This is a genomic window from Hyphomicrobium sp. 2TAF46, from assembly GCF_052114865.1.
Classification (GTDB): Bacteria; Pseudomonadota; Alphaproteobacteria; order Rhizobiales; family Hyphomicrobiaceae; genus Hyphomicrobium_B.
In genome coordinates, this window is record NZ_JBFRFO010000004.1 from 333,962 (window position 1) to 357,212 (window position 23,251).

Annotated in this window: 13 protein-coding genes; 10 read left to right on the plus strand and 3 right to left on the minus strand. The window is 60.4% G+C overall.

Features of this window, described 5'->3' with window-relative positions:
* Nucleotides 1–49: 49 nt before the first annotated feature.
* Nucleotides 50–580, plus strand: a complete 531-nt coding sequence (locus AB4Z24_RS11010; protein ID WP_441708219.1) for a hypothetical protein — start codon at nt 50–52, stop codon at nt 578–580.
* A gap of 289 nt (nt 581–869) precedes the next feature.
* Here AB4Z24_RS11010 and AB4Z24_RS11015 read toward each other — a convergent pair whose 3' ends face one another.
* Nucleotides 870–1,130 (minus strand): hypothetical protein, encoded by a 261-nt coding sequence (locus AB4Z24_RS11015; RefSeq protein WP_441708220.1) that lies wholly within the window; start codon nt 1,128–1,130, stop codon nt 870–872.
* Nucleotides 1,131–1,772: 642 nt separating this feature from the next.
* Here AB4Z24_RS11015 and AB4Z24_RS11020 point away from each other — a divergent pair.
* From AB4Z24_RS11020 to AB4Z24_RS11030, 3 genes are all read left to right on the plus strand, one after another.
* Nucleotides 1,773–3,395 carry an inorganic phosphate transporter gene (locus AB4Z24_RS11020; protein ID WP_441708221.1) on the plus strand — a complete coding sequence of 541 codons (1,623 nt, stop codon included), beginning with the start codon at nt 1,773–1,775 and terminating at the stop codon, nt 3,393–3,395.
* A 99-nt stretch (nt 3,396–3,494) separates the two neighbouring features.
* On the plus strand, nt 3,495–4,526 hold the full coding sequence (locus tag AB4Z24_RS11025) for a hypothetical protein (protein ID WP_441708222.1): 1,032 nt from the start codon (nt 3,495–3,497) through the stop codon (nt 4,524–4,526).
* A 276-nt stretch (nt 4,527–4,802) separates the two neighbouring features.
* The gene (locus AB4Z24_RS11030) at nt 4,803–5,417 is read left to right on the plus strand and encodes a hypothetical protein (RefSeq protein ID WP_441708223.1); all 615 of its coding nucleotides are present in this window, start codon (nt 4,803–4,805) and stop codon (nt 5,415–5,417) included.
* Between the two features lie 75 nt (nt 5,418–5,492).
* On the opposite strand, the gene AB4Z24_RS11035 is transcribed toward AB4Z24_RS11030, so the two are convergent.
* Nucleotides 5,493–6,248, minus strand: a complete 756-nt coding sequence (locus tag AB4Z24_RS11035) for a competence/damage-inducible protein A (protein ID WP_441708224.1) — start codon at nt 6,246–6,248, stop codon at nt 5,493–5,495.
* Between the two features lie 78 nt (nt 6,249–6,326).
* Here AB4Z24_RS11035 and sfsA point away from each other — a divergent pair, with 78 nt between their 5' ends.
* From sfsA to AB4Z24_RS11065, 6 genes are all read left to right on the plus strand, one after another.
* Nucleotides 6,327–7,043: a DNA/RNA nuclease SfsA gene (gene sfsA, locus AB4Z24_RS11040; protein ID WP_441708225.1), complete on the plus strand. Its 717-nt coding sequence runs from the start codon at nt 6,327–6,329 to the stop codon at nt 7,041–7,043.
* 111 nt (nt 7,044–7,154) lie between these two features.
* Nucleotides 7,155–7,655 (plus strand): peptide-methionine (R)-S-oxide reductase MsrB, encoded by a 501-nt coding sequence (gene msrB, locus AB4Z24_RS11045; RefSeq protein WP_441708226.1) that lies wholly within the window; start codon nt 7,155–7,157, stop codon nt 7,653–7,655.
* A gap of 501 nt (nt 7,656–8,156) precedes the next feature.
* Nucleotides 8,157–9,518, plus strand: a complete 1,362-nt coding sequence (locus tag AB4Z24_RS11050; protein ID WP_441708227.1) for an efflux RND transporter periplasmic adaptor subunit — start codon at nt 8,157–8,159, stop codon at nt 9,516–9,518.
* Nucleotides 9,515–12,667 carry an efflux RND transporter permease subunit gene (locus tag AB4Z24_RS11055; RefSeq protein ID WP_441708228.1) on the plus strand — a complete coding sequence of 1,051 codons (3,153 nt, stop codon included), beginning with the start codon at nt 9,515–9,517 and terminating at the stop codon, nt 12,665–12,667. The genes AB4Z24_RS11050 and AB4Z24_RS11055 overlap by 4 nt, the downstream gene beginning before the upstream one ends.
* A 3-nt stretch (nt 12,668–12,670) precedes the next feature.
* The gene (locus AB4Z24_RS11060; protein WP_441708229.1) at nt 12,671–15,793 is read left to right on the plus strand and encodes an efflux RND transporter permease subunit; all 3,123 of its coding nucleotides are present in this window, start codon (nt 12,671–12,673) and stop codon (nt 15,791–15,793) included.
* Between the two features lie 320 nt (nt 15,794–16,113).
* On the plus strand, nt 16,114–17,349 hold the full coding sequence (locus AB4Z24_RS11065) for a GNAT family N-acetyltransferase (protein WP_441708230.1): 1,236 nt from the start codon (nt 16,114–16,116) through the stop codon (nt 17,347–17,349).
* Between the two features lie 52 nt (nt 17,350–17,401).
* Here AB4Z24_RS11065 and AB4Z24_RS11070 read toward each other — a convergent pair whose 3' ends face one another.
* Nucleotides 17,402–22,984, minus strand: coding sequence for a MupA/Atu3671 family FMN-dependent luciferase-like monooxygenase (locus AB4Z24_RS11070; RefSeq protein WP_441708231.1), 5,583 nt, complete (start codon nt 22,982–22,984; stop codon nt 17,402–17,404).
* Nucleotides 22,985–23,251: the final 267 nt, after the last annotated feature.

A 23,251-nucleotide genomic window follows, 5' to 3' on the forward strand; every position in this document is an offset into this window, starting at 1 on the left:
CCGGCCCAGTCGGCACCTCTTGTTCTTCGTGCGTATTGGAGGAAACTAAATGGCAGCGAGATCGCGAAACAAAGCAGCCCAGAGCCCGAACGGTGAAATGTTTGCTCTTATAGCGGGCGCGGTCGGGTTCGCTGTGGACATGGTCGGTCTCGTCTGCATCATTTCGGGCTTCGTTACGTTGCCCGCCGAATCATTTCTCAAGAATAATCCGTTCGCGCTGGCAGTGATTTCATTGTGTTCAATAGTCTATAGCCTACTGCTATTGCTGTATTTCATCCGCAGAAAAGTACAAAGGCGTTGGCACGCTCAAAGAACCTACTTGTCCAAAGACGCCGATGAGAGATGGATGCTAACAGCGGCGTACCTTCTTTGGATTCCGATTTTCTTAGTTTGGTCTATCGCGATTTGGAACGCTGGGGTGGACGCTGGCTATCAAGCCCCCGGCATTGGTATGGTGTTTCTGATATTTTGCTTTTTTGGATTGCCTTTGGGGGGCACATACCTTTGCGATTTTGTTCGCCATTTCGACTTGGCTCTCAATCCAGAAGAAGGTTGGACTCTTGAACAGGCTCGAAAATAGGGCTCAGATTCCACGCGATCAAAAATCAGTTCGTAGCCCCACGCCAACGCGTCCCGAGATCTAGCGTGCGTCTCGTCGAAGACGACCGAATTCCTTCAAGGCGCCTCGCAAGTGGCGCCTTGTTTGTTTTTGGCTTGTCTGGATCCCGGCCTTCGCCGGGATGACGGTGTTTCAGGATTTGCCCCAAAAAACAAAAACCCGCCAAGGGCACTCTCCGAACGCGAAAACGGAAAGTGCCCTTGACGGCTGATAACGCTATCCCGCCCCCCGGCCGGAACGCGATCAGGGGTCAGTGCTTGTCCTTGTCCTTCTTAGCCTTGTGCGCGTGAACTTTGTGCGCTTTGGGCTTCTTCGGCTGCACTTGCGCGACCTTGTGCTTTTTCACGTGGTGCGCATGGGCGGCCTTTTTCTTCTTCTCGTCCTTGTCGGCTTTGGCGAGGGTCGCAACCGAGCCATGTGCATGTAGCTTCGGCGCCGATGTCGCGGCCTGCGCAGACACGCTCGCCCCCAGAGCGAACGCTCCGAGCAAAATCAATTTCACGATCTTCATTCTTGGTCTCTCCCCGAGAGGTGCTCACAGCCTGGTCCTGAGCTGCTCTGCCACGCTACGGAGGGGTTCCCGAAAAGAGAAAGAAGAAGAATTGAAATGCTCCGAAGGTAATTTGCTTTGCGCGCCCGCGGGGCCTGGGTCCGGCGTTCACTACCCTCGCTCTACTCCCGGCTCGCAGTTGCCACTTCGTTTGTTATATTATACGATACTATTTATTGACCTACTGCGAGGCACCGCGGCGGGCCGATCTCAAATGGGGGATTTAGCTATGCGCGCATTCACGTTTCGCGAATTGTCGAAAAGGATGTCGTTCGTATTTGCAGCATGCCTGGGGACGTTGCTCATATCGGCGATAGCGCCTGACATCGCAGCGGCCCATCCCGCAAAGCACGACGCGCTCGAGGTATCCAAAGGCGACGCGCGAGAAGTCCGGCGCTGCAAACTCGGCTCAAAGCAGGAGATTTGCTACTGGGCGAAAGTGGGCTCTCAACCGGCGTCGCAGCGCTAGGGAGTTAAGAACTTTTCCCGCCAAGAAAGTCAGGCAAAACTCCTTCTCTTCGCGTCACATCTAAATGTCATGATACTGAAATATGCGCAGCGCTATTTCGCCCCGGAAATGCGTATTTGGGGGGCAATTCAATCATGTCTGACGTGGCGTTGAACGGTGGATTGGCGGGGGCGGGCACACCAAGCAGCAAGCCCAATCTCGATCACGGCACTAGCACTATTACGGTATTCATTTTTCTTGCGCTGCTGGCCGGTGGCCTGTTCTTCACCGCCTACAGTCTCTATCAGGACATCTCGGCCGCCGAGGTTCCGGTTACGACTTGGCTGCCGCTCTTGATGCTCGGCGTCGCCTTGCTGATCGCGCTCGGCTTCGAATTCGTCAACGGCTTCCACGATACGGCCAACGCGGTCGCGACCGTCATCTATACGCACTCGATGCCCGCCAACGTCGCCGTGCTCTGGTCCGGCTTCTTCAACTTCCTCGGCGTGCTGCTTTCGACGGGCGCCGTCGCCTTCGGCATTATCTCGCTGCTTCCCGTTGAGCTCATCCTGCAGGTCGGCTCCAGCGCCGGCTTCGCGATGGTCTTCGCGCTGTTGATTGCGGCCATCATCTGGAACCTCGGAACGTGGTGGCTCGGGCTCCCCTCCTCGTCATCACATACGCTGATCGGCTCGATCATCGGCGTCGGCGTCGCCAACTCGCTGCTGCATGGCGGCAACGGCACCTCGGGTGTCGACTGGGGCAAGGCTCAAGAAATCGGCACCTCGCTGCTCGTATCTCCGCTCGTCGGCTTCGGCTTCGCGGCACTGCTGCTTCTCATCTTGAAGTTCGTTCTCCGCAATCCCGCGCTCTACAAGGAACCGGAAGGCAAGCAGCCGCCGCCGTGGTGGATCCGCGGCCTGCTGATCCTCACCTGCACTGGCGTTTCGTTCGCGCACGGCTCGAACGACGGACAGAAGGGCATGGGCCTCATCATGCTGATCCTCATCGGTACCGTTCCGATGGCCTACGCTCTGAACCGGACGCCGGCTCCGACGCAGATCGTCGAGTTCAAGGCGAACGCTGCGGCTGCCGCCACCGTGATCGAAAAACAGGCGTCGGGCTATAACGTACTCGGCAACCCGCGCCCGGCCGTAGAGGCCTACATCTCGGCGCGCACGATCAACGAGGGCACGTATCCGAGCCTTGCGGTTCTGGTGCGCGAAATCTCCCAGCAGGTCGATACTTACGGCACGCTCGACAAGGTGCCCGCAGGCGCCGTCTCGAACGTCCGTAACGACATGTACTTGGCGTCGGAAGCCCTTCGCTTCCTGCTGAAGGACAAGGCAAACAACCTGCAACCCGACGAAGTCAAGGCGATCACCGCGTTCAAGGGCTCGCTCGACAAGGCAACGCGCTTCATCCCGCTCTGGGTGAAGGTCGCGGTCGCGATCGCGCTCGGTCTCGGCACGATGATCGGGTGGAAACGCATCGTCGTGACGGTTGGCGAGAAGATCGGCAAGACGCATCTGACCTACGCGCAGGGGGCATCCGCCGAACTCGTCGCCATGGCGACCATCGGCGCCGCCGATGCCTACGGCTTGCCTGTTTCGACCACCCACGTTCTGTCGTCGGGTGTCGCCGGAACAATGGCCGCCAACGGTTCGGGCCTGCAGTGGGCGACCGTGCGCAACCTGATCATGGCCTGGGTGCTGACGCTGCCGGTCTCGGTCGTTCTCGCCGGCTCGCTCTACTTCGTATTCTCGAAAGTGTTCTGATCAGTCAAAGATCAGAACTGGTTTGGAAAGGCGCGCGCCCGTAGGCCGCGCCTTTTTTCATGGCGCTGCCGTTCGGCGCCGCTCGCGTGAATAATTTTTGTGCTGACAGTTGACGCGCGCGAGCGTTTGGGGACGTTATTCAGCGTAGCGTTGCCGTTGGAGGTTCCCTTGCCGCCGGAAGTCGCCGTCCTCGCCTGGGCCCTGCTCTTCGTCATCGCCAGCGGCCTCGTTTTCCGGTTTTTTTCCTGGCTTGGCCGCCGCTCCCGAGCGCAAAGATCATCGAACGCGGCGCTGAAGCGCGTGGAAAACGCGGTTACACCGAAAGCGGCCGCGGCGCCGCTCCCAGCTACCGCGCCGGAGCCGGCCCCTACCCTTCCGGTCTCCGAAGTCCCTCACGCGGAGGCTCGCCCTCTGCCGGCCGCAAATGTGCCGAAGCCGGCGCCCGCCCGCGATTACGCTTCGCGGCGATCATCCGCCGAGTCTACAACGACCAACGTCTCCCGAGCTGTTGCTGCTGCCTATAGGCAGATCGCCGAAACAGCCGAAGCGCCAAAGCCTTCAGTCCGCACGCCCCTGAAGCCGAGCATCGGGGCAACCCTCGCACCAACGCCACCGCCCACGGTGCTGCAAAAGCCGAGTATTGCGGCGACGCTGTCGCCGCAGCTCGTCACAGCACCCGCGGAACCGATCGCGCCCGCACCGCCGCCGTTCGATCAGGTGGCTCTCCTGGACGTGCCGATGCCTCTGACGCCGTCCGAATTCAGCGAAGGTCCGGCGCCGGAGCCTGAGGCGACAGCTGCTCCCGGCGTTGTGGGAAAGAACGCGACGAAATCGATGGTGCTTCGTGCACGGAGGCTCGGCGAGGTTGCGCCAAGGCTCGATATCCGGCTGAAGGAGTCCCGCAGCCGCAAGGTCATCACGGTTCCGAAGGTCAGCCGAAAGCCAGCCGAGAAGGCGGTCACAAAGGAACTGAAAGTGCTCGTGCCGCGAAGCGCACCGGAAAAAACGCCTGTCCGGCGCATTGTCCGGAAGGTCGATGCCGAGACATTTTTGGCCTCGGCGCAGGCTCAAACTCGGGTTGTAGGGGTGCCGCAACGCCGTTTTCGTATTCTTTCGGTGACAGAGTTGTGAATATCGCGGCGCCTTATGCTGATTGAGAGGCGCTAATCCTCGGCTTAATCGTGCGATTCAGGACCGGTCTCTCGCAAGCGAGATTCCCTCGGATCGCCAAAAGATGCCCGGTTTTTCGCCGTTTTTATCGCATTCGTGATAAGTTCGTCAGCACGGTCCACACCTTATCCTCATCGCTCCCCATTGTCCCTCGGCCGATTCCCGTGAAGCTGGTTAGTGCCTCACGAATCAGGGCATTTTCCGCCCAGATAAATCTTGAGGAATGCGGAGTTAGAGATGGCACACCAGATGCGGGCCCCCTTGTCGGTCTACATGCTCGCCGATCATCTCGATGCCGCGCTGGCCGCCGGCGAGGACTTGATGGCGCGCGGCGGCGACTGGCGGGCACTGGCGGAGACGCCTTCCGATCCGAGCGACTTCATCGTGCGGCAGCGCTCGCTGGCGGAGGAGGTTCGTAGCCTCGAGCTCATGCTCGTCGCCCGCGTGCTGAAGGCCCGCTCCCACGCAAGCTCGCTCGCCGAATGCGACGACCGCTTCCGCACCATTGCGAAGCTCTTCGTCTCTGGCACCGCCATTCTGCTCGACGCGGTCGAGGAAAGCGGCGATGCGCGGAGCACCGACTTCGACACCGCCGACGGCATCGTTGCCTATGTCCGCAGCCGCGGCCTCATCGCGCCGGACGCACCGGCCGTACGCGTCGCCTCGGATCTGACGATCGATGACAACTTTCTTGTCGCGAAGCGCATTGCTCTCGGGCCGCTTCTCGACATGGCCGCAGCGTTCCTCGATGCTCTCGACGTTCAGTACGATCTTTTTGGCGGCGACGCGCCCACGACGTCGAACGCGCGCTCCGCTGAGTTCGACGAGAGCGAGCGGGTACGGCTGAATTGAGCAAACGGGCCGCGTTTTGCGGCCCATCGCCAACCGGCGCTTGTTTCGAAGATCCGAACGCGGGCGACGGCTTCGCTACAGGTGCAAGGCTACCTTCAGCGTGGCTGCGGCTTCGGCGAGACGGTCCTCATCCGAGCAACGCAACACCAGATCGGATGCCGGGCGGCCGTCGCGAAGCAACGGATAGCTTCCCATCTGGACGTCGCGATAAAGCTGCTGATGGGCGGAAAAAACGTCGGCGATCTCGCTTTCCGGGCGGTTGACCGGAATGGTCACGGACAGAAGCTTGGCGCCGGTCTTCAGGTCCGGCGTCACCCTTTGCAGCATCGCCTCGGCAATTACTGGCACGCCGGCCATGACGAAGACGTTGCCGATGCGAAAGCCCGGCGCGCCTGAAACCGGATTTTCGATCAAGTCGGCTCCCGACGGTACCCGCGCCATGCGCAGGCGCGCAGGCGTCAGGCCCAGTCCCTTGGCCGCGTAGTAGTCGCTAAGAACTTTCTCGGCTCTCGCGTCAACGCCGATCGGCACGCCGAACGCTTTGGCAATGGTGTCCGCCGTGATGTCGTCGTGGGTCGGGCCAATGCCGCCGGTCGTGAAGAGATAATCGTAGCGGTTTCTGAGGGCATCGACGGCGGCGACGATAGCGTCCTCGTCGTCGGGCACGACGCGAACTTCGCGGAGCCTGATGCCGATATTGGTCAGATGCTCGGCAACCGCGCCGATGTTCCGATCCTTCGTTCGTCCGGAAAGGATTTCGTCGCCGATGACGAGCAGTGCTGCCGTCACGATCCGTTCTTCAGCCAAGGTCCCGCTCGCCGATGTCTGCATTGCCTTCTCGTCTTAGCATCTGAAGTCGCGGCACGAAAACACTTGCTGGTTGCTCTCGTTCGCCGATATGGCGTGGCAATGAAATTTGCACATCCCCTCATTCCCGGCATTCTCGTTCAACGCTACAAACGCTTCCTCGCGGACGTGACGTTAGCCGACGGCGTCACGATCACGGCCAGCTGTCCCAACACGGGCTCCATGCTCGGGCTTACGACGCCCGGATCACGGGTGTGGCTGTCCGAAAGCGACAGCCCGACGCGGAAATATCGCCATACCTGGGAAATGATCGAGGCCGATCTCGGCCAGGGGCCGCATCTCGTCGGCATCAATTCAGGCCGTCCCAATGGCCTCGTGACGGAAGCCATTCAGCAGGGACTGATCCCGGAACTCGCCGGTTATGGGTCGCTGCGGCGCGAAGTGAAATATGGCGTCAACAGCCGGATCGACGTTCTGCTGTCGGGCGGCAAGGGTCCTCACAATTGCTACGTCGAGGTGAAAAACGTGCACCTGATGCGCAATGCAGGCGAGGCCGAATTCCCCGACAGCAAAACGGATCGGGGCGCCAAGCACTTACGCGAGCTCGCCAGCATGGTCGAGGAAGGCCATCGCGCCGTCATGGTGTTTCTTGTGCAGCGCAGCGACGCCGAGCAATTCTCGGTCGCGGCAGATATCGACCCCGCTTATGCCGCGGCATTTCAGACAGCCGCAGCTTCCGGAGTCGAAATGCTCTGCTATAGGTGCCGCCTCAGCCCTTCGGAAATCACCGTCGAGAAGCGGCTCGAGATACAGATTTGAGGTCAGAAAAGCCGGCCAACGGCTGAAACGAAAAAGAGAGAGGCTTCGTACTCTCCGGCAAGACGGCGTTTAGGGCGCCGAAAAAAGGAAACGAAACCAAGGTGACGAGCCATGTTTTCACGGCGCGATTTTTCGAGGCTGGGCATAGCCCTGGCCGGGGGGTTCGCAACGCTCAAGTCCGCTTCGGGGTTTGCCGCTGAAGGGACCGCCGAGAAGTTCGAGGTCACGAAGTCCGATGCCGAGTGGAAGAAGGAGCTGACGCCGGAGCAGTTCGACGTTCTGCGCAAGCAAGGCACGGAACGCGCCGGAAGTTCGCCTCTGGATCAGAATGATGCAGCCGGAACTTACCTCTGTGCAGGTTGCACGTTGGCGCTCTTTTCCTCGGACACGAAGTTCCACAGCGGCACAGGCTGGCCGAGCTTTTGGAAGCCGCTCGACAACGCCGTCGAGACGACGACCGACAACAGCTACTTCATGACGCGAACGGAAGTTCATTGCCGCCGCTGCGGCGGCCATCTCGGTCACGTCTTCGACGACGGGCCAAAGCCGACTGGCCTCCGCTACTGCATGAATGGTGTGGCACTGAAATTCGAGCCGAAGGCGGCGGGGTAAGACGACCAGCCGAGATTGTTCGTCATCCTCGGCCGAGCGCGGCAAAGGCCGGGGGACCAGCGTTAGACTCGTCGAAGACGCAATATCGTGCCTTCGGCGCTTCTCACGCTGGATCCCCGAACGGCCTCCCCCGGGGATCGTCCGTTCGAGGATGACATATCCGGCCGGTCGCTTCGGCGCGGCGTGGCTCTCCCCCGAAATATGTCGTTAATTTAACAATACTGGGTATCGTGCTGAGGCGCGGCTCGGCGGTGGGGCTCTCCTGAGCATAAAACGGCCTCGGAAGTAGGCCTTATTCGAAAGATCGACCGGATAGACTAGGTCACGGCGCCCTACTGTACGTTGTATGTCGCAGTGTGGGCGCCCGTATATTCACGTCACACGCGATGGGGCAACGGATTCATCCGAACTGCACGTTTCATATCCGGGTGTTAGGACGAAAAGCCGATGTGTGCCGTGCTGTCACGGCGCCCGACGGGGTTCAAGCGGAAAAGAGCGGCGATGACGCTACTGCGGTGGGTTTCTACGATTGTGTTTGTGGGCGCTATCGCCGGCGGCGTTTACTATGCGACGCACCAGCCGGTGTCCGAGAGCGCGAACGCCAACCGGCGCGGCGCGGGGATGGGCGGCGGCCCGGTGGCCGTCATTGCGAAGAACGCCGAGACGGCGGATGTGCCCGTCTATCTCGAAGGCGTTGGCTCGGTCAAAGCGCTCAACACGGCAACCGTGCGCGCCCAGGTCGACGGGCGCCTTCTGAGCGTCAATTTCAAGGAAGGCCAGGACGTCAAGAAGGGCGACGTCTTGGCGAAGATCGATCCCGTAACCTATCAGGCGCAGCTCGATCAGGCCATCGCGAAGAAGGCGTTGGACGAAGCGCTGCTCGCCAACACGAAAAAGGATCTCGAGCGTTACCAGAAGGTCGGCACGCTGGCCATCTCGCAGCAGCAGATCGACACGCAGGTCGCGCTTGTCGCGCAGCAGACGGCACAGATCAAAGCCGATGCCGCCGCGATCGAGAACGCGACCGCGATCCTCGGATACACGACGATCGTCTCACCGTTTGATGGCCGAACGGGCATCCGGCTTGTCGATGAAGGCAACCTCGTTCATTCCGGAGACGCGGGCGGCATCGTCGTGATTACGCAGGTGCAGCCGATCTCCGTCCTGTTCACCCTGCCGCAGCAGCAGCTCCCCACACTGACAAAATCGATCGCGGAAAGCGCCCTCGTCGCTTCTGCGCTGACGACCGATAGCCAGACCGAACTCGATACCGGCACGCTGAAGGTGATCGACAATCAGGTCGATCAGCTGACCGGCACGATCCGCCTCAAAGCCGATTTCCCGAACGACAAGCGGCAGCTTTGGCCGGGGCAGTTCGTCAATGTCCGCCTGCTCGTCGATACGCTGAAGGGCGTGATCGTCGCTCCGCCGGAAGCCGTGCAGCGCGGACCCGACGGCACATATGTCTACGTCGTCGGCGCCAACAACACGGCCGAGATGCGTCAGGTGAAGATCTCGCGGCAGACCGAGAAATACGCCGTCATCGCCGATGGGCTGACTGCGGGCGAGAAGGTCGTCACGAGCGGCTTCGGCCGGCTCAAGGATGGCGCGATCGTCTCGGTCAGCGACGGCAATGCGCCCCAGCCGAGCCCGCCCGCGCTGTCGAAGAAATCGGCCGACGGCAAGGACGGCAAGAAGGCTGCCAGCGCCGGCGACGCGTCAACCGCCAGCGTGCAAGCCGCGCAGGCGATGGCTCCGGCCGCAGCACCGGATGCGGCCCTCGTGACGGGTTCGACGAACGAAGGCGGCAAAACCTCCGGCAAACATCATCATTCACATCGGGATAACGGCGCGTCGCCATGAGCGTTTCCCGGCCCTTCATCGAGCGGCCGATCGCGACATTCCTCCTCGCGGTCGCGACCATTCTCGGCGGTATCCTCGGCTACCTCTCGTTGCCGGTATCGTCGCTGCCGCAGGTCGATTTTCCGACCGTCGAGGTTACGACCGAGCTTCCGGGTGCGAGCCCGGAGACGATGTCGACGCTCGTCACGGCGTCACTCGAACGCCAGTTCGGGCAGATCCAATCGCTGGCGTCGATGTCATCGACGAGTTCGTTCGGCCTCAGCCGGATCACGCTGCAATTCAATCTCGACCGGGATATCGACGCGGCGGCGCAGGACGTGCAGGCGGCCATCAACGCTGCCGGTTCAACGCTACCGCGCAACCTGCCCTACCCGCCGACCTACTCGAAGGTCAATCCTGCCGACACGCCGATCGTCACGCTGGCGCTAACGTCCGATACTCAATCGCTCCGCCAGCTGTCTGATCTCGCCGATACGCTGCTGGCGCAGCGGCTGGCTTCCGTGTCGGGCGTCGGTCACGTCGCCATTGAGGGCGGCATCAAGCCCGCCGTTCGTGTCGAAGCCGACGTGTCGCGTCTCGCGAGCTACGGCCTCAGCATGGCCGATCTCAGCACCGCGATTGCAAGCGCCAACGTCGCCGGTCCCAAAGGTTCGCTCGACGGCGAGAAGCAATCGTACACGATCGCCGCCAACGACCAGATCGACCAGGCGCACGTCTACGAAGACGTCATCATCGCCTATCGCAACAGCGCGCCGGTTCGCATTAAGGACGTGGCACGCGTCTCCGATGGTCTCGAGAACACGCGCGTCGGCGGCTGGTACAATGGCAAGCCCGCCGTCATCGTCGACGTGCAAAGACAGCCGGGCGCGAACGTCCTCGATACCGTTGCGCGGATCAAGCAAGAGCTGCCGCGCGTCGAAAGCAGCATGCCTGCGGGCGTCAATCTGCAGGTCGTCAGCGATCGCACCGGCACGATCAAGGCCTCCGTCAACGACGTGCAGTTCACGCTCGTTCTGAGCGTCGGGCTCGTCATCATGGTCGTACTTTTGTTCCTGCGCTCGATGCGGGCGACGATCATCGCGGGCGTGGCATTGCCGGTGTCGCTGATCGCCACGTTCGGCGTCATGTATTTCTGCGGCTTCAGTCTCGACAATCTCTCCCTGATGGCGTTGACCATCGGCACGGGCTTCGTCGTCGACGATGCGATCGTGATGATCGAAAACGTCGTGCGCCATATCGAAAAGGGCGAGAAGCCGATGAAGGCCGCGCTCGACGGTGCGCGCGAAATCGGTTTCACGGTCATATCGCTGACGCTGTCGCTGATCGCCGTCTTCATCCCGCTGCTGTTCATGACGGGCCTCGTCGGACGCATGTTCCGCGAATTCGCGATGACACTGACGATCGCCGTCGTCGTCTCGGCCGTCGTGTCGCTGACGCTGACGCCGATGATGTGCTCCAGGCTTCTTCACAGCGGCGGGCATGACGAAAAGGCGGGCGTGATCGGCCGCTTCTTCGAGCGCGTGATCAGCGGCTACGGTCGCTCTCTGGAATTCGTGTTCCGCCATCAGGTCGCAACGCTTCTGGTGGCGCTACTCACTGTCGTCGTTACGGTCTGGCTTTACGTCATCATGCCGAAGGGCTTCCTGCCAGACCAGGATACGGGCGCCATTACGGCCGTGGTCGAAGGCGGCCCGCAAATTTCATTCGCCGAGATGACGCGCCTGCAAAAGGACATCGCTGCCATCGCCGCGGCCGATCCCGATGTTTCCGGCGTCGCGTCCATCGTCGGCATCGGGCAGCTCAACGCGACGCAGAACGTCGGCAGCCTCAAGATCATGCTGAAACCGCGCGACGAACGACAATCGAATGTCGTGCAGGTGATCGAGCGGCTGAAACACGCCGTCAGACCGACTGCCGGCACGATCGTTTACTTCCAGCCCGTGCAGGACGTACAGATCTCGACGCAGGCAAGCCGCGCCCGCTACCAGTACACGCTCGCGAGCACCGACGTCGACGAGGTGTCCGAATGGGCGAAGAAAATGGCTGCCGCGCTTCATGAGTCGCGGGTCTTCCGCAACGTCGCATCCGAAGAGGTCGACGGCGGCCTGATCGCGCGCGTCGATGTCGATCGCGTCACTGCGGGGCGGCTCGGTGTCACCATGCAGGCCGTCAACGATGCATTGAGCAACGCCTTCGGCCAGCGTCAGGTCTCGACGATCTACGAACAGGCCAACCAGTATCGCGTCGTTCTTGAAGCGGCGCCCGAATATCGCAGCGACCCGTCACGGCTGGACCGGCTCTACGTACCTTCGAGCACGACGGGTACGCAGGTTCTTCTGACCTCCGTCGCTTCGGTGAAGTATGACAGCGCGCCACTTGCGATCAGCCATCAGGATCAGTTTCCGGCCATCACGATCAGCTTCAACCTCGCGCCCAAGGCTTCGCTCAGCGATGCGCTTGCGGCAATCGACACCGCCAAGAAGTCCATCGACCTCCCCGCGTCGGTGACGGGCACTTTCTATGGCGATGCGGCCGAATTCTCGAAGTCGCTCGAGAACCAGCCCTGGCTGATCCTCGCCGCCATCGTGACGATCTACATCGTGCTCGGCGTTCTCTACGAAAGCCTCATCCATCCGTTCACGATTTTGACGACGCTGCCATCGGCCGGCATCGGCGCGGCCCTGGCGCTGGAACTCACCGGCAAAGATCTTTCGTTCGTCGCGCTCATCGGCATCATTCTGCTCATGGGCATCGTGAAGAAAAACGCGATCATGATGATCGACTTTGCGCTCGAAGCAGAGCGCGAGCGCGGGCTGTCGCCGCGGGATTCGATCAAAGAAGCGGCTCTGCTTCGCTTCCGGCCGATCATGATGACAACGCTTGCCGCGCTTTTCGGCGCGCTGCCGCTGGCGCTCGAGAGCGGAACGGGTTCGGAGCTCAGAAACCCGCTCGGCATCACGATCGTCGGCGGTCTGTTGTTGAGCCAGCTGCTGACGCTTTACACCACGCCGGTCATCTATCTCACGATGGAACGCCTTCGCGCGCGCCTCAGCGGTCGCCGTATCGACACGGGGGAAGGGAAGGCCGCGGAGCCCGCAATGGCCGGATTGGCGGAGAGACCGGATAGCCTTTCGGAGGCCGCGGAGTAGGCGATGAACGTCTCACGCATCTTCATCGAGAGACCTATCGGAACTGCGCTGCTCGCCGTCGGCTTGTTTCTCGCGGGAGCCGTGGCGTACGGTCTCCTTCCTGTTGCCAGCATGCCGGCGATCGATTTTCCAACCGTGCGCATCATGGCCACGCGCCCCGGCGCCGATCCGGCCACCATGGCGTCGAGCGTCGCCTCGCCGCTCGAACGGCGGCTCGGCGAGATCGCCGGCGTCACGGAGATGACCTCGACGAACTCGCTCGGATCGACGACGATCGCAATGCAGTTCGATCTCAATCGCAATATCGACGGCGCGGGCCGCGACGTGCAGGCCGCGTTGAACGCTGCGACTGCGGATCTTCCGGGCGACCTGCCGCAGGTTCCGACATTCCGCAAAGCCAATCCGTCCGCGTCACCCATTCTCATTCTGGCGTTGACGTCGAAGACGATGACGACCAGCGACATCTACGACACCGCCGACACGGTCATCGGGCAGCGCATTTCGCAGGTCCAGGGCGTGGCGGACGTGACGGTGAGCGGCGCCGACCAGCCGGCGACACGCATCCAGGTCGACCCCACGCTCGTCGCTTCGATGGGGGTCAGTTTCGACGACGTGAAAAATGCCGTCGCCAATGCCAACGATCTATCGCCGATCGGCTCGGTTGACGGCGAGCGTCAGACGATCATCCTGCAATCCAACGCGCAGATGACCGAGCCCGACGAATACAAAGACATCGTCGTGAAGAACTCGCCTAACGGCGATATCGTGAAGGTCGGCGACGTTGCAAAGGTCATCAAGGCGACGCGGAACGCGCGTTCGTCGGCGCGTTTCGGCCACGATCCAGCGGTGCTGCTGATCATCACAAAGACGCCTGAGGCGAACGTCATCGATACTGTCGACCGCGTGAAGGCGCTGCTGCCGCAGCTCAAGGAATGGATCCCGGCGGGTATCGACATATCGATCCTGACCGACCGGACGGCAACCATCCGCGCGTCCGTGCACGACATGCAGTTCACGCTCGGCTTGACGATCCTGCTCGTCATGTCCGTCGTGTTTGTTTTCCTCAGGCGTTCGACACCGACGATCGCGGCCGGAATAACGGTTCCACTATCGCTCGCCGGGACGTGCGCCGCGATGTGGGCGGCCGGGTTCTCAGTCAACAACCTGACGCTGATGGCGCTTGCCGTCGCCGTCGGGTTCGTCGTCGACGACGCGATCGTGATGATCGAGAACGTCTATCGCAACATGGAAAAGGGCATGAAGCCCTACGCGGCGGCACTCGCCGGATCGCACCAGATCGGCTTCACCGTCATTTCAATATCGGTATCGCTGATCGCGGCGTTCATTCCGGTGCTGTTCATGACCGGCATCGTCGGCCGGCTGCTGCACGAGTTCGCGTTGACGCTCACGTTCGCAATCGTCATCTCCGCGATCGTTTCGCTGACGGTGACGCCGATGATCTGCGCGCACTTCATCAAAGCAGGGGCCGAAGAGCACCGGAACCTTGCCGACCGGATTTTCGAAGGCGCGCTGGCGCTCGTCGTCAGGGCCTATGCCTTTACGCTCCGAATTGCGCTCCGTAATCAGCTTGTCATGCTCGCGGTCTTCGTCGCGACCATAGTGTTGACGATCCATTTCTACAGCGTGCTTCCGAAGGGCTATCTGCCGGATGACGATACGGGCCTTATCATCGCCGCAACGGAAGCCAGCACCGACGTCTCATTCGCCGAGATGAGCAGACTGCAGAAGCAATCGCTCAATATCATCCTTGCCGATCCTGCGGTCGATAACGTTGGCTCCTCGATCGGTGCGGGCGGCCCCAATCCGACGCAAAACCAAGGCCGCATGTTCATCAGCCTGAAGCCAATCGAAGAGCGTGGCGGCGTTTCGACGGCGGTTGTAATCGACCGGCTGCGCGCGCCTCTCGGTAAGGTTGCCGGCCTCGCAACGCGGCTGATGCCGTCGCGGGACATTCGCGCCGGAGCGCGCGCCGGCAAAGCGGATTATCAATATACGCTATGGTCGCTCAATGCCGACGATCTCTACGCGTCGATACCGAAAGTCATCGAGGCGGTGAAGGCCGTGCCGGGACTGGCAGACGTCACGTCCGACCGTGAGGCGGGCGGCCTGCAGCTCAACGTCAACATTAATCGCGATGTCGCGTCGCGGCTGAAGGTGGCGATTGCCGACATCGATAATGCTCTCTCCAACGCCTTTGCGCAGACGCAGTTCTCGACGATTTACGGCGACCGCAACCAATACAAAGTCATTCTCGAAATCGATCCAAAGCTGCAAGGTCACCCTAAGGATCTTTCGCGCCTTTATGTGCCGACCATCGACCGCACGCAGCAGATCCCGCTGTCGAGCCTCGTTTCGATGAGCGAAAGCATCGCGCCGCTGGTGGTCAACCATCAGGGTCCCTTCCCCGCCGTGACGATCAACTACAATTTGCGGCCGGGCGTCAGCCTGGATACGAGCCTCAAAGGCATCGACGAGGCGCTGCAACGCCTGCATCTGCCTGAGACAATCCACGGCGAAGCCGCGGGCGACGCCAAGGCCTTCATCGAACAGGCGCGAATGCAGACGCTGCTGATACTGGCGGCGCTCGTCGCGATCTACATCGTGCTCGGCGTTCTCTACGAAAGCCTTGCGCATCCGCTGACGATCATATCAACCCTGCCTTCCGCGGGTCTCGGTGCGCTGCTCGCGTTGCAGATGGCAAGCATGGACCTCTCGGTCATTGCGCTGATTGGCGTCATTCTGCTGATCGGCATCGTGAAGAAGAACGGCATCATGCTCGTCGATTTCGCCTTGCACGCGGAACGCGAGCGCGGGCTCTCGCCGCATGACGCGATCTACGACGCATGCCTGCAGCGCTTCCGACCCATCCTGATGACGACGCTCGCGGCTCTGCTCGGCGCTATTCCGCTCGCCGTCGCGATCGGTCCTGGGTCGGAATTGCGACGTCCGCTCGGTATCACGATCATCGGTGGGCTTGTCGTCTCGCAGGTGCTGACGCTCTACACGACGCCGGTGATTTACCTGCTGCTCGAGAAGCTCAAGGCAAGGTTTTCTCATGACGGCGAGAAGAGTTCGCCGGCGGTCTCTACTGCCGAACGTGCCTAATCGAGAGTTTGAAATCGCCTGCGGGTCCTCGGAAGGGCGTCGTCCCTGAGGAACCGTTCCTCGTCATTTCATTAGCAAATACGGAAAGGCACCGAGCAGCAACTAGCTCGGCATTTCAAGTTATCTTTGCACTGCTTCTGTTGCGGCTTACCCTTGTGAACCGTATGCTGTTCATCCTGCTGTACGCATCACGGTCGTTCCCGCGATTCACCTATAATTTCTAAATTCTGGCTTAGGAACGTAATTACCAAGCTTTTCACTAGCTGCGTAAAGATTACCGTGTTCAATTCCGATACCCGAGCGCAATATCGACGACCAGAATGACGATGATGAAATCAGCGGCAAGCATCACAACGCACGCACATTTTTGTGCCGAAGGCGATCCGATGCTGAGCGTCGAGACGATAATTGACGACTCCGGCCTGCACGAATTGATTGCGCAGTGGGATGCGCTCCATGAGCGTATCTCTCCTCGTCTCCCGTTTACGACGCATTTATGGGCTTCGACTTGGTGGCAGAATTACCGACGCAACAATGTAAAAGCGAAGGATTTCCCCCGCCTTTTCTTGTTGCGTGACGAAAGTGGCGAGCTTGCCGCTGTCGCCCCGATGGTTGTGACTCAACGCCCGGGGTATGGGCCGCTCAGCGCCAAGGAGCTTCAGTTTTTTGGAGCGGACTCGAACGTCACAGAATTTCGCGGGCCCCTCTGTCTGCCTGAACACACTCCGGCGGTCGTTCGCTCGATCTCTGCATTTTTGGACAATGCAAATGGTGCCGACTGGGTGCAGTGGCGCGGGCTCAGATTGGAACATGCATCGACGATATTGCCCGCAGAAATACGTCAAACGCCACACCTAGAAACGACAGTTCATATTCTGCATCTGCCATCGAGCTGGGAGCAGCTCAGAGCGAACCTATCCAGGAATATGAAGCAGGCCATTAGAAAGTGCTACAATTCGCTTGCGAGCGAAAAAATTGCGTTCCAGCTCCGCATCATTGACAAGCCGGGAGACGTGCCAGCAGCGCTTGATCGGCTTTTTGCTCTTCATGCAGCTCGTTCCAACGTCGGCGCCTCAATCAAACACCCCGACGTCTTTGCCTCGCCTGTCAGCCGTTCCTTCATGCTTCAGTATTGCACCGAACTCGCTCGACGCGGAGCGCTGCGAATTTTTCAGCTCGTAATAAACGACGAGGTCGTGGCAACCAGGATCGGCTTCAAATTCGGGGACGAATTATATCTCTATTACTCTGGTTACGATCCCCACTGGGGCCGCTACAGCGTAATGACGACGGTCGTCGTGGAAGCGATTAAATGGGCGATCGATAATAAATTTCGGATCGTGAATCTCTCGACCGGTGCCGATATTTCGAAAGCTCGCTGGGAGCCGGACGTCATCTCCTATTTCGGCGGATTTTCGATTCGCAAAGGCTATAGGAGCAGAACTTTATTCGATGTGATCTCCCGCTTCCGTGAGAGATCGCTCCGAGCGATGATTGGCGCCGTTCTGGTTGCTCCCCAGCTCCCGGATTCGCTGGGATTATTATTTGTCGCGTAATCGTTGAATCCCCGTGCGCGCGTTGGAGCGCGCGCACCTGTGAATCAATCGACTATCGGACGCGTGCTTCACGCCGGCGTTGCATCAAGTCCTTGCGGAAACTGGCGCGGCTCTGCTCCGGCGTAACAGATGCAGCATCGCGTTCGCGGTTTGCGAGCGAAGCGGCTAAACTTCGCAAAGTGGGGAACTGAAACAGGCGCACAAGCGACACTTTCGTGCCCATCTGCGTGCGGATTTTCTCAACCACGCTGACCATCGTCAAGGAACTGGCGCCAAGGTCAAAGAAATTGTCATCGAGCCCGACTTCGGCCAACCCCAGAACATCCTCAAAGATGCTCGCAAGCTCGCGTTCGACGTCCGTCGTTGGCGCGACAAAGACCGTCGCGGTCTCGTGACGCGCGCGATCGGGCGCCGGCAGAGCTTGCCGGTCGAGTTTGCCATTCGGAGTTAAAGGCAACGCGTCGAGCGTGACAAAGGCCGAGGGCACCATGTACTCGGGCAGCGTTTTGCGAAGATGCTGACGCAAAGCCGACGCGAGTGACTCTTCCCCGGTCCCACGCAGCACGGGGCGATTGGAATACTGAGACCAATCCGGCGAAGCGCCATCAACCGGCGCGACAATCCCAATGGCGCCCGTATCATTCGCGTGTGTCGCTCCTGTCACGCGAGGACGATAGACTGCGTCGAAAAACCCTCGTCCGGCGGCTGACCACTCGATGGCCACATCGCCATTTTCAGCGAGCGATCTCACGTCTTCGGGGTCGATCCCCTCGGGGTGCGGAAGGCCGTTGCTAGAGCGACCAGCTAGAAGACCTACCTTCTCCGAAGGTGACAAAGCATTGAGCTCGTCGAGTGCCGCTACGGCCGATGCCACCCGGGCATTTGGAATCCCGGTCACGCGAATGGGCGATTGTGCAGATCTTAAAATGTCGCCCAACGCCTCGAGCGTGCATCGTTCGGGTGCCTGCTTGGTCGTGGTCGCCGGGGAGGAAAGCGAAATTCCGCCTTTCTTGCGGATGACGACGTCGTAGCGGAAGCGCGTCATCTCGCTCGGCGCGCGCCCGGTCTTCAGTTCCACTTCGACACTTTCGACCGAGGGAATGAACCTCGGTAACGCCCGAAACAGCTCGGGGTCGAGCACCAATTCCGCCTCGTCATCGTTCCGCTTGCGCAGACGCGTGCGAAGCTCGTCCACCTGCGTCTCGGGCGAGGCCCTGAGCAATTCGATTTCTGCCAACATGACCTCAAGAAGGGCCCGGCTGCGCACATCGCCGACGAAGATCGCGCCGCCTGGCGCCAGCCTCTCGAGAGCCTGCTTGAGAACATCGACAAAGTACTCGACGTTCGGGAAGTACTGCGCCACGGAATTTATGACGATCGTGTCGAACGGTCCGCCGTCCAAAGAAGCGAGCGCGTTCGCGGCCATCTGATCGAGGACAACGTTGCCCAGCCCCTTGCGATCGGCTTCGGCTCTCACGCGGGCAAGGGCCGCCGCGGACAGGTCTATCCCGTGGTAGCGATTGCAGCTCGGAGCAACGCGCAAAAGGATCATGCCCGTTCCGCAGCCGATCTCGAGGAGGCGTTTCGGCCGGAGATCCTGGACCCGTTCAACCGTCCGCTCGATCCAATCCCGCATCTGCTCTTCAGGGATTTGTTCGCCGGTGTAACTGCTCCTCCAACCCACCGTTTCAGAGACCGCCTCACCTCCGCCGCGATATGTCTCGTCCCAGATTGTTTCCCAATGCGCCGTGCTCGGAGCTGCCGACGCTCCGTTGCCGCTGGCTGCAGGCACGACATAGGCGATGAGCCGTTGCTCGCTGCTCACTTCGTCGGACCGCGGGACGACTGCGCTTTGCTTCACCGACGGATGCCGGCTCAGCACGGATTCGATCTCGCCGGGCTCAATCCTGTGACCACGAATCTTAACCTGGTGATCGAGCCGGCCGAGATACTCAATCGTGCCATTGGGGAGCCAACGCCCGAGATCGCCCGTGCGGTAGAGACGCTCATCGTCCCGGCCAAACGGATTGCGGACGAACCGCTCTTGGGTCAGCTCTGGGCGTCCCAGATAGCCGCGCGCAACGCCCGCGCCACCGATGACAATTTCGCCGGGAACTCCAATTGGCTGTGGGCGGAGGAATTGATCGACCACGTAGACACGGGTGTTCGCGATCGGCCCTCCAATGGTGATCGGATCGCCGGCACCGCCGACCTTGGCTGTCGTCGACCAGATGCAGGTTTCGGTAGGGCCGTACATATTGTTGATCGGCCCCTGATATCTGGAACGTAGTCGCTCGATCAGCGCAGGCGGAAGCGCCTCACCGCCCAGCAGCAGCATGCGCAAATTGGTCAGCGCACCGAGTGAGGCATCGTCGGACGCCAGAATGCTCGCAAGAGATGGCGTGGCCTGCAGGTGAGTCACGCCATGGCGGGCGATTTGCGAGGGAATATCCTGGCTCAGTTCATCGACGTCAGGATTGGACAAACGGCGCAATTCATCGAGATGCGGAAGGTTAACCAATACCTCATCGGTCGAGATACCGAAATCGATCAGGCAGGCAATTTCGTCGACGCCATATGCCTTCAGCTTCTCGACCTTGGCGACGCAAGACGCCGGAGTTCCGAATAAGCCCGCGGTTTCAAAATAGCGTGCGAAGGCGTGCTCCATGATGGCGTCGAGTTCTTCGGGCTGAAGATCCGCCAGGGCCATACGAGGGTCGGAAGCGTCGCGGTCATCGCGCTTGGCGAAGGGCGTCAACTCCCACCTCATTTTCGCGACCAAGTCGGTGGACGTCTTGAGGTATTCAATGAAGGGACCGCGAACCTTGCGGCGTACCTCCTCTTCATTTGTGCCCACGAAGGTGTGCAGCATCAGCGTCACCGACCCCGTGCCGGCATGGCCCGCATCGCCCCAGGCCTTGCGATAAACGGCAACGTTCTCAACGAACTGCTCGGGCTTCATCACCAGGAGGTTCGTCAGGATGTTGGCGCCGAGCCGCCCTGCGAGCGCAAACGTATCTGGGTGGGAACTCGCAGTTACCCATAATTTCGGTTCTTTCTGCACCGGCGGCGGGAAGGTCTTCACCTCAACCGTCTGTCCGTCGCCATCGATCGTCTCGATCGCCTCGCCGCGCCAGAGCGCTTTGACCGTTTCGATGCCGCGGGCAAAAAGTTCGCGGCGGTTTTTGTAGTTTTGCGGCTGCAGAGCGAAATCACGTACGTGCCAGCCGGAGGCGAAGCTCAGACCGACGCGGCCATTGGAGAGATTGTCCACCACTGACCACTCTTCAGCGATACGGAGTGGACTGTGCAAGGGAAGCACGACGCTACCGGCGCGGATGGCGATGCGTCGAGTGACTGCGGCAACCGCTGCGCCCGTCACCGCAGGGTTTGGGTATAAACCGCCAAACGGATGGAAGTGGCGTTCCGGTGTCCAGATGGCGGAAAAGCCATTCTCGTCAGCAAATTTTGCGCCTTCGAGCAACAGACGGTATCTGCCGCCGACCCTATCGGCAGCCTCGTTGGAGTCGGCTGCGAAATAGAAAAAGCTGAAATCGATGGGTGTGCTGCTTGCTCGTTGGGCGGCCGCGCGTCCCTCGCGCTCGGCTTCCTTCTGGATCACCACCTTGAATCCGCGCGCCAACGTCCAGAACAGCTCAAGTACCGAAATGTCGAAGGCGATGCTGGTTGTCGCGAGCCACACGCCGGGCGTCGTTCCGAGCGCTTGATCCATCGCGGTGAAGAAGCTTGTTACGTTGCGGTGCTCCAGCATCACGCCTTTGGGGCGTCCGGTGGAGCCAGACGTGAATATGACATACGCCAGATTGTTACCGGCCACTGCAGTTCGCGGCCGCTCGGCATTTCCATGCTCCCCGGCCGAGTCAGCGCCGATGAGATTTAATCCCGAGGGCAATTTGCTGCGCAGATCCGCTGTCGTAACGACGATCTGCGCCCGCGTATCTTCGAGAATGATCGCGAGGCGCTCGGCGGGGTAAGACGGGTCCATCGGCACATAGGCCGCGCCGGCTTTTAAAATGCCGAGAAGGCCGACCATCATCTCGATGGAGCGCTCGATGAAAATGCCGACCATCTGATCCGGCGCGATGCCTTGAGCGAGGATCTCGTGGGCCAGCTGATTGGCGCGTTTGTCCAACTCGCGATAGGTAATCGACCTGTCGCCATCAACGAGTGCCACCGCGTCCGGTGTCCGATCGGCCTGCGCTTCGAAGGCTTCGTGAACGCAGTTTGGGCCAGGCAACGGCTTGTCCGTAGCGTTCCACGTCTCCAGCACCAACCGGGCATCTTGCGATGGGAGTCGCGGCAGATCGCCAATCTTCGCATCCGGATTGTCAGCGATTGCCGCCAGCAGTACGTGCAGCAGATCGCCGATCCTGTCGACCGCCGACCGCGAAAAACAACTGGTATCGTAAGACAACTTGAATGTTATCTGAGGCCCGTCATAGGCCATCACGTTGAATGGAAAATTCGTCTGGTCGTGGAGCTTGAAGTGCCGGTGTTGCCACTCCGGTCCGATCGACTTGAAGCGCGCGTCGTTGGTCTCAGCGTTGAAGACGATAATGGTGTCAAAGAGAGACTGCGTGCGAGGCAACTCGCTGTGGCGCAGAACATCCGGTAAGGGGGAATGCTCGAAGGCGCGCGTTTCCACCTGGTTGCGCCGCAATTGTTGGCAGAGTTCGAGCGCACGGATATCGCCGTCCAGCTTCACCCTCACAGGCACCGTATTGATGAAAAGCCCGACGACCCGATCGGCGTCCTGAATTGTTGACCGACGGCAAGTCCGCGTAACGCCAAAAACTACATCTTCACGACCGGAAAACGCCGAAAGCACGAGCGCCCAGGCCGCCTCTATGACGGTGGACGTTCGCAGCCCAGCCTTATCGCAGAGCGCGTGGAGCTTTGCGGTCTGTTCGGGAGACAGCTCCAGCGCGAGCGTGCCGTGAGGCCCGGGTGTGCGCGTCGAGCCACCCGGAAGACGCAGCGCCTCCAAGTTGGTGGGAGTCTGAAACCCGGCGAGGGCCGTCCGCCAGAAGGTCTCAGCGGCATCCGCGTTGGACGCAAGGTGCTCGCCTAGCCAGGCTATAAAATCGCGATATGGCGGCCGACTTTGAAATGAAGGTTGTTCACCCCGATCCAGCGCGGCGTATGTGTCCAACACCTCTTGGATAATGAACACGAAGCAGGAGTCGAGGATCGCGTGAGAGTATGTGAAAACAAGTTGGTGCCGGTTTGCGCCAAGGTGGAACATGGTTACGCGCCAGAGCGGAGCCTGATCCAAAGGCAGAGCCGTCAATCTATCTTCCGTCAGGAACGCATTCAGCGCCGCCACTTGGTTGGCCGCCGGCAATGCGGATAGATCTCGCACGTCGAACGGAACTTTGACTTCGCTTAGAACCTCCTGGATCGGATTCCGTAAATCCTTCCAGCTGAAGCGGGTGCGCAGGATCGGATGCTGCGCGGCGACAACGGCCCATGCGCGTGCCAGCAGGTCAGCGTCGATCGGCTCGTTGAGTTCGACCTCGAGCTGCTCCACGTCAACGCCGGGAACCTGCGCCTCAAGATGGTGAAACAGCATTCCCTGCTGGAGGGGCGACAGAGGATACGAATCTTCGACCATGGTCCGAGTTTCCGAGTACATGCGCGCTACGCTGAATTATTGAATTGGCACTTCGTCCCGTACCCAAAACCAGAGCAGACATTGCACAGATGATTTGTGCCCGGCCTATGCCTGAAAGGGTATAGAACTCGTGTCCTTAACGGGTGTAGAAGTCGCTGGCTGGCCGTGCAGATAGAATGCAATCCATTCTTTACATTCTATCCTTTACATTAATTTTAAGTCTACCCCGTGCTAATAACGGCCAGCATTGATTAAGGGCTGAAACAG

What these genes read in the sequence shown, in the direction of transcription:
- AB4Z24_RS11010 (WP_441708219.1), top strand. Translation starts at nt 50, where the DNA reads ATGGCAGCGAGATCGCGAAACAAAGCAGCCCAGAGCCCGAACGGTGAA.
- AB4Z24_RS11015 (WP_441708220.1), bottom strand. Translation starts at nt 1,130, where the DNA reads ATGAAGATCGTGAAATTGATTTTGCTCGGAGCGTTCGCTCTGGGGGCG.
- AB4Z24_RS11020 (WP_441708221.1), top strand. Translation starts at nt 1,773, where the DNA reads ATGTCTGACGTGGCGTTGAACGGTGGATTGGCGGGGGCGGGCACACCA.
- AB4Z24_RS11030 (WP_441708223.1), top strand. Translation starts at nt 4,803, where the DNA reads ATGGCACACCAGATGCGGGCCCCCTTGTCGGTCTACATGCTCGCCGAT.
- AB4Z24_RS11035 (WP_441708224.1), bottom strand. Translation starts at nt 6,248, where the DNA reads ATGCAGACATCGGCGAGCGGGACCTTGGCTGAAGAACGGATCGTGACG.
- sfsA (WP_441708225.1), top strand. Translation starts at nt 6,327, where the DNA reads ATGAAATTTGCACATCCCCTCATTCCCGGCATTCTCGTTCAACGCTAC.
- msrB (WP_441708226.1), top strand. Translation starts at nt 7,155, where the DNA reads ATGTTTTCACGGCGCGATTTTTCGAGGCTGGGCATAGCCCTGGCCGGG.
- AB4Z24_RS11050 (WP_441708227.1), top strand. Translation starts at nt 8,157, where the DNA reads ATGACGCTACTGCGGTGGGTTTCTACGATTGTGTTTGTGGGCGCTATC.
- AB4Z24_RS11055 (WP_441708228.1), top strand. Translation starts at nt 9,515, where the DNA reads ATGAGCGTTTCCCGGCCCTTCATCGAGCGGCCGATCGCGACATTCCTC.
- AB4Z24_RS11060 (WP_441708229.1), top strand. Translation starts at nt 12,671, where the DNA reads ATGAACGTCTCACGCATCTTCATCGAGAGACCTATCGGAACTGCGCTG.
- AB4Z24_RS11065 (WP_441708230.1), top strand. Translation starts at nt 16,114, where the DNA reads ATGACGATGATGAAATCAGCGGCAAGCATCACAACGCACGCACATTTT.
- AB4Z24_RS11070 (WP_441708231.1), bottom strand. Translation starts at nt 22,984, where the DNA reads ATGGTCGAAGATTCGTATCCTCTGTCGCCCCTCCAGCAGGGAATGCTG.